Origin of the sequence: Pseudoalteromonas sp. SMS1, assembly GCF_021530565.1 — a bacterium.
Taxonomy (GTDB): Bacteria; Pseudomonadota; Gammaproteobacteria; order Enterobacterales; family Alteromonadaceae; genus Pseudoalteromonas.
On sequence record NZ_JAKGBI010000004.1, the window covers coordinates 1 to 12126 of the forward strand.

Here is a 12126-nt window from a genome sequence, read left to right on the forward strand (position 1 = left end):
TGATAATTCCTAGTTATCGTTACTTTTTATGCAATAAAACTCCGTATATTTGCTTTAGTTATCTTCTTTTGTAGCTCTTTGTCATGGACGTGGGTGTACAATTGAGTTGTTAAAATACTTTGATGCCCGAGTAATTTTTGTACATAACGAATATCGACTCCTGATTCCAACAATTGACATGCAGATGAGTGCCTGTACATATGAGGGGTCACTTTCTCAATTTTTGCTTTTTCAGCTGTTTGGCGAATTTGCTTGCGAATAAAATGAGGAGATGCCTGCTTGCCTCGACTATTTACAAACAAATAGTTATGTTCGACGCTTAACCTGCCTCTCAATGTGACATAAGTATTTAGTAGCGTGACTACCTCAACGCTAGGTAAAAACACAAAACGCTCTCGTTGACCTTTGCCCAGCACTTTTACCTTTCGCTCTTTTATTAAAATATGGTTGAGTTCAATGTTGACCAATTCACTCACGCGAACCCCCGTCGCAAAAAGCAATTCAAGTGACAGAATACATGTAAGCTTATTTAAGTCTTTTGAAGAATTAACCAACGCACTGACACTGGAAAGGTCGTAATTAGCTTCTTTTGCTAACCCTAATTCACTTCTTGCTGTATTTAGCATTTTACGTAAGTTTTTTTTAGGTATATTTCTCGGTAACACGTTGGGGACTTTAAGTGACGTATCTACCTTTTGCATTGGGTTGGAGGCTATCACCTCCTCCTGCTCCAGCCATCTAAACATTGACTTTAAGCAGGCGATTCTTCGCTTTATACTGCGTATACTCAGGCCAATTTGGTGCAACTCAAATAGATAACGTTTAAAGTGATGTTTATTTAGGTCAAGCACACTGTTTTCTTCTATAAGCTCAACAAAAGTGTCTAAGTCCCTCTTGTAAGCTCTGAGTGTGTGAGGTGACAGTTTACGGACATATTGGCAATGCAGTAAAAATTGTCGACTAGCTTCTTGGATAAGCATGAAATCTCCATAAGATTTATAAGCTTACATATTGTCCCCTGAAAAATGCATTAATAACAACAATAACCTTCAAAACACGTCCTACGCTTGATTCATTTGGTTGTTTTTTAACTTGCACCTTCTTTTTTGCCTTAAGAGTGCTATTTATATTTTCGCAATTTTTAAGGTTTAAAGTGCGCTTCAATGTACAACATAGCCAGTTTGTTCAATTTTTTCATTTCGTCAATTTGTAACATGACACTCAATGCATAAATGATAGAGGGCAAATTGATGAATCAAAAACTCAAAGGTGCATTTAACGACGAGATGAATATTGCTAAAAAATACTATGCAACGAAACAGTTCACTCTTTGTTTTAAGCACCTCGAACGCGCACATATTCTCGCGCAAAAATACGTAATACCTCATACACTGAGCCATTGGTGGATGCTAAAGGTTGGGCTTACAACTGCTGATAAGAAAGAAATCGCTGGTCAATGTACACGTATTGTCGCCTCGATATTATTTTCAAGGCTATGGGTGCCTGTCGGAAATACAGGTGGAAGCAATGTCAGCGCCTTAAAAAAGATGCCAATTCCTGATGATTTAAAAACGCTTCTTAAAGACTGAATATTGCATACCGAGAGCACGACGCAATAGGTCGTGCTCTCGATGATTACTCACTACGATGTTTGAATGAAAAACGGGCCTCAGGCATTAAGTCACCAGACTTATCTCTGGGTGTCGTATAAAAACTGACATTTAAGCTATCACTCTGATTATCTAGCTCAATATGCGCAAATCCCCAAATAAAACTCTTTGCCCATATTAAGTCATATTCGGCATAGCGCTTTTCCTGTTGCTCAGCAAATGGGGAATGTGTACCGCGCATTTTTGATGCGGCACCACTGATGATCAATGGCAGTTTAGGCTTATTATTGTTGGGCATCACTCGCGAACAATCGTCAGTAAGTAGTTCAAGATCATGCTCATGTCCCGCTATGTAAGCATCTGCATACTGACATAATTCAGGTAAAATGAGTCGCCTTAATACGTGCCCTTCATCATATTTAGTGCCACCGATGGACCATAAAATATGGTGCCCATATACGATTTTCCATTTCGCCTTTGAGTTTTTAAGTCCATTAGCTAACCAGGCAAGCTGTTTGTGGTCTTCCCCATTCACTGGTGACTCGTGTACTTCAATGTCTTCAACTTCCGCTTGTCTGCTCGCTAAAGCGGATGCTAAGCCTTGCTCGCTGCCGTCTTCTTTTAATGGAATTTCATAGTAGTGCTGACCTGACAATAACATATTGGTGTCAAGCACGAAGAACTCGACATCATTACCTGTCTTCCCAACTGTGTAACTATAATATCCTCTCGCATCCATATGAAAGTTTGGCTGCTTGGCCATCCATTCGGTTTGTAACTTCACCCCTTTTCGCGACGTTTTCCAATCGTGGTTACCCAAGGCAGAATAAACAATGAGATTTTTATTGGCATCAAATAAGGGCTTCAGCGGTCCAAGGATCAAATCGTCCATACGCTTTTGATCATCTTTTCCGTCATTGGCATCGGCACCATCTGGATAAATGTTGTCACCCAACTGAATGCCAAATTGACAAGGCTTAGTTTTACAAAGCTTTGCCATCGCTTGGCCCACAGCCGCAGCGCCTGTATCCTCTGTCGCTATTTCCGTATTTGGGTAGACAAATATCGGAGCGTGATTAAACTCCGCAATTGGTCTATTTTCTTGCAACCAATCGGCTTTTTCTGCAGCAATAAATTGCGTTTTATTTTTCGGGTTTTCAATATGTTTCTTTTTGGGGTAATCAGGGTGGTATCCACCGTCACCAAAAGCCAAAAATGAGATGATTTCGCTTGCATTAACGGGACAAACGCTGCCTACAAACAATGCAGAAACAAGTAGGTGAGCGGTTTTTAGTTTCATAGTTATTTGCTGCCAAGTTACCTTGGCAGCTCCGTAATATTGCTGATGTCTCGAATTAGAAAGAACTTAAAGTGATACCAAACTCGAATGAGCGGCCATAGCTTTCATACTGATAGTTATATTGTTTTGCCCCATGGTAAACATAGAAAGGTTCATCGGTCAGGTTCACAGCATTGAAGTAAAATTGGGTTTGTTCGTTAAAGTAGTACTTAACGCTCAAATCTACTTGATTGTGAGTATCTTGGTATACCCGCGCATCATTTTCAGTCATGATATACGACTTGCTCTTGTAGCTTGTACTTAAACGCGCGCTGATGTTGTCATCTTCATAACCAATCATGAGGTTGGCCACAGTGTCAGATTGATTTGGAAGTGCCTCATCTGCATCAATGAATGTGCCATTTGTCGAGAACATGAATCCGTTGTCAAAGTTCTTCGTGTAGGCAAGCTCAATACCGGTTAATTCTGCTTCCCCTCCATTCACAGACTGGATTACCTCTTCAAAGCCATCCCAACTGCCATTGTCTTGAACCTGCTGTTTAGCAATATAGTTATCAATGTTTTTATGGAACAGTCCGGCACTGATAATACCAATTTTTCCAGGGTAATATTCAACAGAAAAGTCTAAGTTTGTTGCCTCATAGGGGTTGAGTTCAGGGTTGCCGACCTCTCCTTTGCGTTCGACTGTTACTTCACCATCGTCCACTGTTGTTTCACTTTCTAACAACTGAAATGCCGCAGCATCTCCAAAACTGGGTCTAGCAATTGTCTGTGTGTAAGCAAAGCGAGTAATCAATGAATCCGAATACGCATAGCGTAACGTTAAGTTAGGTAGTAAATGATCATAGCCTTTGCTGACTTGCCAAGGTGTAATTGCAACAGTTTCGCTGTCTTGTATTTCATTTTTAATCAGCTCTACACGGCTACCTGACGTTTCATAGTCAGTATCCTCAAAACGTAAGCCAGTAATAATATTTAACTTACCCATATCAACACTGACCATACCATACAGTGCCGTGACGGTTTCTTGGGCGCTATAACTTTTGCCTTTACTTTCAATATCACTTTCAAGCTCATTAATACTCAAACTTGCCTTGTTTGTATTGAAGTATTTTCTGATCCCAGCACGTGATAGGCCCGGTCCAAATAGTCCAAGATCATAATTAGGTGCACTAATGGCAAATTGCTGTGCAGTCACATCGTCAAAACCGCCGTCATAAATGACTGTTTTAACTTGATTTACCTTATCACGGTCATTGTACTTTAGACCCATTTTAAATTGCGCATTATGACCGCTGATCACAAAGTCTTTGCTAACATCTAATTTGAAACTGGTCGCTTCATCTTCACTGACATTGTTTTCCCAAACAATTTCATTCATCGCAAAATGAGTAAGATCATGCGCTGATTCAGAATGAGCTAATGTTGGAGCACTGCCGAGCGCAGCATAACCCAACGCCAGCTCTTCACCCGTAAAGTCAACATCAAGGCGATTTGGCTCAATTTCATCCGACTTGGAGTAGCCGACATTGTATTCAATAAACCAGCTTCGTAGGATATGCTCACCACCAGCCACAACGGACAAAATGCTTTGTTCCTCATACCTATCTTTTGTATCTCGGTCCATTTCAGCTTCGGTAAAATATGCAGAAGTTTCAGTAGACTCAGTACTCAAGTACTTGCCTTTATCGTATTTGTATTCATTTCTAAGTCGAAACTCGTCATCCGAAAACTCACTATACAGTGATCGAAGATAGTACTTGTTCAGCCCACCTTGGTGTAAGTCTAAGTTTAAAGCCGCCCCAAGTCGCTCCCGAGTGACCTGATAGTGACGTTGTTCTATTTCTTCGGCACCAAAAAACGTCACATCCTCAGAGGTTTCTGCACTTTCTTGTTCGAGAGACATCCAACCGCCATCAGTTTCCATGTTGTGCGAGCTAAATTCACGCTCAAACCAAGAAACGGCTGTGGCGACTCCAAATTGTGTATGACTTGATAATTCAAAGATATCACTGAGGCTAGCCGACAATTTAGGACTGGTCTTATCCACCTGTTCGTTATGAGACCCCTGTGCGGTAAAACTGTAACTTCGTCCCTGTCGGTCAAAAGCACTTAAACTTTTTACGTTGATACTGCCCCCAATAGCACTGGCATCCATATCAGGTGTGACAGTTTTACTTACTTCCAAACTTTGGATTAACTCACTAGGAATGACGTCCATTGCAACGCTGCGTATCCCAGCTTCAGGAGAAGGCACATTTGCACCGTTAATTGATACATTGTTTAAGCCTGGGTCAATTCCGCGGATACCTACAAAGCGCCCCTCCCCTTGGTCCCGCTGAATATACATACCAGGTAAGCGCTGTAATGCCTCAGCTGCATTTTGATCCGGCAATTGCCCAATACTATCGGCACTGACAATGGACATGATCCCGTCGGCATTTTTTTGTCTATTAAATGCGCCTGCTTGCCCTGCACGTTGACCCACAACAATAATGTTGTCTAGTTCACTTTGTAATGGCACAAGTTGAACTTTGATCGACTTGGTTTCGTTATCCCTAATAACGATCACTTGCTCACTAGACTGAGCGCCAATATAACTGACTTTCAATGTGTAACTACCAGCTGGGATATTAGTAATCACAAAGCTGCCATCTCGATTTGAACTGGTTCGCTTATTAAGCTCAACCAGTGAGACTTGTGCCCCTTCAAATAATGCTTTGTTTTGCTGATCTCCAATTTGCCCCTGCAAAGTATTAGCTTGAGCGCCAGTAGCAGCGATGCCTAGCACCAATGCGACCGCTTTATAAGACTTGGAAAGTGGTAACGAACGTGTATGTTTCATATTTATCTCGCACAGATTGTAATGGCTGATTACCCTAAAAATCGCCAGAACCTTATCGGCAAAATATGAAGTATTTATTTCACTAAATATTTGAACATATTGAAATAGCTAGTTTTTTAGATTTTGCAGACTTAAATGAGCCAATTTAACCCCCTCAACCAAAACGTATCAGCGTTTCTGTGCGGGCATCATTGACGTCGTAGCAACAAAGCCACAAATGCAAACAAAGTTATGAGCTAAATTGCCCCTGCAAATCAAAACATGTGGAAGTCGAGTGTGATTCTATTCAAACGTAATTTACTATTCTAGCCAACACACTCGGGACTCTCGGTGAATATGTTTAACTTTTTTAACTTCGTACGGCTCGTCTAGTGCAGTTAGCGCTACAGACACCCAATCTGAGTAGTGCTCACTCCCAGACCAAAACAAACTTGAGCCACATTTTTGACAAAACTGTCTTTGTACCGTACCTGAGGAGTTATACGAAACCAAAAGCTGGGCACCTTTATTTATAGACAACTGTGTTATTAGCACACTCCCATAAACTGCAAATGCCGCTCCGTGCTGCTTTTGACACATACGGCAGTGACAGGCCGTTATCGCCTTCGGTTGACTCAAAAGCGTGAACTCAATTGCCGCACATAAGCAACTTCCTTTGATCATTCCAAGTACTTCCAAAAATTAAATCAGACCATTGTAAAATGTAAGCTTCTAATAATAAACAATGTAATGCTACATGGAGTCAACTAAATCTACTGGGAGGAAAGAATGAGACCCGTTTCACAAAAACGACAAGACATAGCAACGCCTTAAGTGATTCAGCACTATGAAACGATGATCCGAAAATTAGAAGTATATCAATAGGGCTTTAATGTGAGTGCATAAAAACCCACTAACCGGCTAGCTAGTTTACTGTTTAGAAGGCAATAAAATAAAGCGCAACAGTCAAAGGGAAACGAAAGTATAGCAATGTTTAGATTGCAAAATTAAGTTTGCAAAGTGTCAAATCGATTTAGGGCGGACAAGTGCTCTAAAAAAAGCCGCGGCACATTGCACACGGCTTTAACAACCAGAATAGGTTACAGGGCTTGCTCAAGCTCAGGTAATACGTCGAATAAGTCTGCCACTAACCCATAATCCGCCACTTGGAAAATAGGCGCTTCAGGGTCTTTGTTGATAGCCACGATTACTTTTGAGTCTTTCATACCAGCTAAGTGTTGAATGGCACCACTGATACCAACCGCAATGTATAGATCAGGCGCTACAATTTTACCTGTTTGACCGACTTGCATATCGTTGGGTACAAAGCCTGCATCAACTGCTGCACGTGATGCACCAATTGCAGCACCGAGTTTGTCAGCCACACCATTTAACAGCGCAAAATTTTCACCATTTTGCATACCGCGACCACCTGAAATTATCACCGGTGCTGCTGTGAGTTCTGGACGCTCTGATTCAGTCTGTTCTACGCCTACAAAGCTGCTTAAAGTGTTTGCATTGTCATTGGATAGAGATTCAACAGCAACTGGCGCCTGCTCACCCGCTGCGTCGAATGCACTTGCGCGTACAGTGACTATTTTTTGAGATTCGAGAGATTTAACTGTCGCAATTGCGTTACCAGCATAGATTGGGCGTTTAAATGTATCTGCATCGATAACATCAACGATCTCTGAGATTTGTGACTTATCTAATAGCGCCGCAACACGCGGTAGAATATTTTTACCTGTTGTCGAAGCACTTGCAAAAATATGGCTATAACCATCAGCAATTTCTACAATTAAATCAGCACTACTTTCTGCTAACTGATGTTCAAAACTTGCGTTGTCAACCAGCTTTACAACATTTACGCCAGCAATACTCGCGACCGCATCGGCAGCGCCAGCGACGTTGTGACCAGCAACTAAAACGTCAACTTGCGATCCTACTTTAACCGCAGCGCTCACAACTTTAGCAGTCTCAGGCTTTAATACTCCGTTTTCATGTTCTGCAATTACTAATACGCTCATGAGATCACCTTCGCTTCAGTCTTTAGTTTAGTTACAAGCTCTTCAACACTCTCTACCATAACACCTGCTTCACGCTTCGCAGGCTCTTCAACTTTAACCAGCTCAATACGAGGCGCCAAATCAACACCGAGGGTATCCGCGGCGATTACATCAAGAGGCTTACGCTTTGCTTTCATAATGTTAGGTAGCGTTGCATAACGCGGTTCGTTCAGACGTAAGTCGGTTGTTACTATCGCAGGAAGAGGTAATGAAACAGTCTGTAGACCGCCATCTACTTCACGTGTTACCACGGCTGTCTCGCCTTCGATAACGAGCTTTGAAGCAAATGTTCCTTGGCCGCGCTTGGTCAATGCACCCAGCATTTGGCCAGTTTGATTGTTGTCGGCATCTATAGACTGCTTACCTAAGATAACCAATTCAGGGTTTTCTTGTTCAACCAATTTCGCAAGTAGTTTTGCAACATGAAGTGACTCTAATTTAGCGTCAGTCTCAATGTGGATTGCTTTATCAGCACCAAGTGCGAGCGCAGTACGAAGCTGTTCTTGACATGCTTTATCACCAATCGACACCGCAATTACTTCTGTTGCGCTGCCAGCTTCTTTTAGTCTAATCGCTTCTTCTACTGCAATTTCGCAAAACGGGTTCATAGCCATTTTTACATTTGTAAGATCAACATCGCTGTTATCGGCCTTGACTCTCGCTTTGACGTTGTAGTCAATCACGCGTTTGATTGGTACAAGTACTTTCATGGTTACTCCATCATCTGGTTATTTGTGTAGCTGACGCGTACGTCAATAAAACAATTTAATGAAACCAGCCTACTTCCTGTTGACGTAAACGTCAACCTAAAATAACCTTAGCTTAACGTAAAAAAAACTTAACTCGAGTTTAAGTTAATCTACCGTCAATGTATACGAGGTAAAAATGGTCGAACGTGAAACCATGGAATTTGATGTCGTTATAGTAGGTGCTGGACCTGCCGGTCTATCTTGCGCTATTCGACTCGCCCAACAAGCACAGCAAAAAGAACAAGAATTGATGATCTGTGTGGTGGAGAAGGGCTCAGAAGTTGGCGCGCATATTTTATCGGGCGCTGTATTTGAAACCAAAGCGTTAGACGAATTAATCCCTGATTGGGCAGAAAAAGGCGCGCCGGTCACAACTAAAGTCACCCATGATGATATTTACCTATTCAAAGATGAGAAAAACGCAACGAATTTGCCTCATATGGTTGTACCAAAAACCTTTAAAAATGACGGTAACTACATTGTTTCTATGGGGAACGTGTGCCGTTGGCTAGCAGAACAAGCCGAACAGCTAGGGGTAGAGATTTTCCCTGGTTTCAGTGCACAGTCACTTATCATTGAAGAAAACGAAGTGAAGGGCATAGTAACGGGCGACATGGGTTTAGACCGAGAAGGACAACCAAAAGATACCTACATGCCCGGTATGGAGCTCAGAGCAAAATATACCGTTTTTGCTGAAGGTTGTAGAGGCCATTTGGGTAAAGAACTCATTAAAACATTCGACTTGGACAAAGCGGCATCTCCTCAGCACTATGGAATTGGCTTCAAGGAAATTTGGCAAATAGACCCTGAAAAGCACAAAGAAGGAACCGTTGTTCACGGCACAGGTTGGCCATTAGATAGCGAAACCCACGGTGGTTCATTTATGTACCATGCTGAAAATAACCAAGTCGTGATCGGCCTAATCATCGACCTAAACTATAAAAATCCGTACTTAAGTCCTTTCGATGAATTCCAGAGAATGAAGCATCACCCCGTTTTCAAAGCGACACTTGAAGGGGGAGAGCGCATCGCCTACGGCGCTAGAGCCATTGCTAAAGGCGGCCTGCATGCTTTGCCAAAAATGCACTTCCCAGGCGGTCTTTTAATTGGGTGTGATGCGGGCACCCTAAACTTTGCAAAAATCAAAGGCAACCACACCGCGATGAAGTCCGGAATTATCGGTGCTGATACCATCATTGAAGCACTCGCAAGTGACGAGCCACAAATCGACCTACAAAGCTTTGACGATAAATTCAAAGCAAGCTGGCTACATGACGAGCTGTATCAATCACGTAATTTTGGCCCGGCAATGCATAAGTTAGGTCGCTATTTAGGCGGCGCATACAATATGATTGATCAAAACTTTTTCTCTGGTTCATTGCCATTTACCATAAAAGACATCAGCAAAGATTACGAGTCACTAAGGCTGGCAAAAGATTCAACTGAAATAAATTATCCAAAACCAGACGGCAAGTTAAGTTTCGACAAGTTATCTTCAGTGTTTTTATCCAATACCAACCATGAAGAAGTGCAACCATGTCATCTGAAGCTCAAAGATGCGTCAATACCGATTAATGTAAACCTTGAGAAGTATGCAGAGCCTGCGCAACGATACTGCCCTGCAGGCGTCTATGAAGTAAATGAAAACGAGGAAGGTGAGAAGCACTTCGTCATTAATGCACAAAACTGTATCCACTGTAAGACATGTGATATTAAAGATCCTAGCCAAAATATCACTTGGGTCACGCCTGAAGGCGCTGGCGGTCCAAATTACCCCAACATGTAATAACCAACCAATTATTACTATTTCCTAAATTGCAAGGGGCGAAATGCCCCTTTTTTTCTATACTTATCCCATACTCGACAATTATTGAGGCGCGTATGGCCGAGCAATCAGAAGTCATTTTTAGATTCCTAGCAGAACCAACCGATGTTAATTTTGGCGGAAAAGTACACGGTGGCGTGGTTATGAAGTGGATAGATCAGGCTGGTTACGCCTGCGCTGCCGGTTGGAGTGGTGCTTATTGTGTCACTGTTTCAGTCGCAGGGGTTCGTTTTCACCGCCCTATTCTAGTGGGCCAAATTGTTGAGGTGTCTGCAAAAATTGCGCACACGGGTAAAACCAGCATGCAAATATTTATTCAAGTACGCTGTGGTGACCCTCAAAACCAGCATATGGTAGAAACAAACCATTGCATTATTAGTTTTATTGCGATGGATCAAGCAGGTTACCCAATTCCAGTTCCCAAGTTTGTAGCGGAAAATGCTGAGCAAAAGGCGCTAGAGCAATATGCAATTAAGATGAAAGACATCGCCATTCAGACTGAATCTTTATTGCAAGCTACACTAGATCAAGATGAGTAACTGACCAAAAGGCGAATACCTTCGCGATATTCGCCGCGTACGCAATCACTACCGTTGAGGCACCAATACTTCCAGTAAGCCATTGAGCGTATTTAAGGTTTGTACTCTATACAGCGTCTTTTCTTTAGCGCTGGCCTTTAGTGACTGATAAAACGATTCACTCCAAAATTGACGGGACTGTCCTAAAAATTTATATGATTGCACTGTACCTTTAACTAAAGAACAGCCATCCGGCCACCCTTGCGGTTTCTGATAAACTCCTTGTAGCAAACGCTTTGTAACGAGCCAATAACTCAAAGCATAGGGTAAATCGATATAAATGAGTGTATCCGCACACGCTATTCTTTGCTGAAAGTGCCCTATCGGTCCTAACCCGTCTAAGATCCAACTTTCTGACTTAAGTATTGTGTTGTGCGCTTCATCAAACTTGCTTCGCATCACCTGCGACCCATCGGCATTAAAAACCATAGTATCAATTTGATACAAAGGTATCCCTGCAAGACTGGCTAATTGGGCACTAAAAGTTGATTTACCACTGCCTGGTTTACCAAATACAGCTATTTTCTTCATTCTGTCTCCTTGATTCGAAGTACCTAAAAGGCAGAAATGAAAAAACCGCCTTGTAGGCGGGTTATCATTCGAACATACAAAAGCCCCACCACTCCTAAGGAATGATGATAATTCGGCTTGATTTGTTGTGTATGCTCATGTTCATAAAACAATCATCTAGATATATCAGTTTGATGTCAATGCCTTTTACTTACATCAGCTAATAGAGTTCCTTTTCCATTAATATCAGTTTTTTACCCATGTGAGATGAGTCATCAAAAGGTTGATAGCCAAGTTTCTTATATATATGAATGCCTCTAAGATTGGACTCAAATACGTCCAACCAAATCCGCTGACAACATAACTGTTTTACGCAGTAAGCTTCCATTAGGTAAATAGCCTTTTGACCAACACCATTCCCCTTTGACGCAATCACAATACGCCTAAACTCTACACTGTGATTTGACTCGCAAGCTAGAATCATAAAACCCGCTAATACACCTTGGTCAAACACTGACAAATAAACAATGTCCTCTTTATGCATCTCAGCAAAGTGCATCTCTTTTGAGTATGGGATGATATAAGTAGATGTATTATCTGCTTGCTCCATCGTGACAAAAGCATCAATATGTTCAAATTGGGCTGGCTTTATTTCTATCAACGT

Annotated in this window: 11 protein-coding genes; 3 read left to right on the forward strand and 8 right to left on the reverse strand. The window is 41.9% G+C overall.

What is annotated here, in order from left to right:
- Nucleotides 1-26: 26 nt before the first annotated feature.
- Nucleotides 27-980 carry a tyrosine-type recombinase/integrase gene (locus L1286_RS05670; RefSeq protein WP_235405938.1) on the reverse strand — a complete coding sequence of 318 codons (954 nt, stop codon included), beginning with the start codon at nt 978-980 and terminating at the stop codon, nt 27-29.
- Between the two features lie 270 nt (nt 981-1250).
- On the opposite strand from L1286_RS05670, the gene L1286_RS05675 reads away from it, so the two are divergent.
- Complete coding sequence (locus tag L1286_RS05675; protein WP_235405939.1) at nt 1251-1589, forward strand: DUF3703 domain-containing protein; 339 nt, start codon at nt 1251-1253, stop codon at nt 1587-1589.
- 46 nt (nt 1590-1635) lie between these two features.
- On the opposite strand, the gene L1286_RS05680 is transcribed toward L1286_RS05675, so the two are convergent.
- The 5 genes from L1286_RS05680 to L1286_RS05695 all read right to left on the reverse strand — a co-directional run bounded on the left by L1286_RS05680 (nt 1636) and on the right by L1286_RS05695 (nt 8510).
- Complete coding sequence (locus tag L1286_RS05680; protein ID WP_442961687.1) at nt 1636-2916, reverse strand: metallophosphoesterase; 1281 nt, start codon at nt 2914-2916, stop codon at nt 1636-1638.
- A 49-nt stretch (nt 2917-2965) separates the two neighbouring features.
- Entirely contained in the window at nt 2966-5755 is a 2790-nt protein-coding gene (locus L1286_RS05685) for a TonB-dependent receptor (protein WP_235405941.1), read from the reverse strand.
- Nucleotides 5756-6055: 300 nt separating this feature from the next.
- Nucleotides 6056-6418 carry a GFA family protein gene (locus L1286_RS24290; RefSeq protein WP_442961679.1) on the reverse strand — a complete coding sequence of 121 codons (363 nt, stop codon included), beginning with the start codon at nt 6416-6418 and terminating at the stop codon, nt 6056-6058.
- 416 nt (nt 6419-6834) lie between these two features.
- Complete coding sequence (locus L1286_RS05690) at nt 6835-7761, reverse strand: electron transfer flavoprotein subunit alpha/FixB family protein (protein ID WP_235405942.1); 927 nt, start codon at nt 7759-7761, stop codon at nt 6835-6837.
- The gene (locus tag L1286_RS05695; RefSeq protein WP_235405943.1) at nt 7758-8510 is read right to left on the reverse strand and encodes an electron transfer flavoprotein subunit beta/FixA family protein; all 753 of its coding nucleotides are present in this window, start codon (nt 8508-8510) and stop codon (nt 7758-7760) included. The genes L1286_RS05690 and L1286_RS05695 overlap by 4 nt, the downstream gene beginning before the upstream one ends.
- Before the next feature lie 175 nt (nt 8511-8685).
- Between L1286_RS05695 and L1286_RS05700 the strand changes: the two genes are divergently transcribed.
- Both L1286_RS05700 and L1286_RS05705 read left to right on the forward strand, forming a co-directional pair.
- Nucleotides 8686-10335 carry an electron transfer flavoprotein-ubiquinone oxidoreductase gene (locus L1286_RS05700; protein ID WP_235405944.1) on the forward strand — a complete coding sequence of 550 codons (1650 nt, stop codon included), beginning with the start codon at nt 8686-8688 and terminating at the stop codon, nt 10333-10335.
- Between the two features lie 95 nt (nt 10336-10430).
- Nucleotides 10431-10913: an acyl-CoA thioesterase gene (locus L1286_RS05705; RefSeq protein WP_235405945.1), complete on the forward strand. Its 483-nt coding sequence runs from the start codon at nt 10431-10433 to the stop codon at nt 10911-10913.
- Between the two features lie 48 nt (nt 10914-10961).
- Here the strand turns inward: L1286_RS05705 and L1286_RS05710 are convergent, their stop codons facing one another.
- Together L1286_RS05710 and L1286_RS05715 are read right to left on the reverse strand one after the other, a co-directional pair.
- Nucleotides 10962-11483 carry an adenylate kinase gene (locus L1286_RS05710; protein WP_235405946.1) on the reverse strand — a complete coding sequence of 174 codons (522 nt, stop codon included), beginning with the start codon at nt 11481-11483 and terminating at the stop codon, nt 10962-10964.
- Nucleotides 11484-11682: 199 nt separating this feature from the next.
- Nucleotides 11683-12123, reverse strand: coding sequence for a GNAT family N-acetyltransferase (locus tag L1286_RS05715; RefSeq protein ID WP_235405947.1), 441 nt, complete (start codon nt 12121-12123; stop codon nt 11683-11685).
- Nucleotides 12124-12126 lie beyond the last annotated feature (3 nt).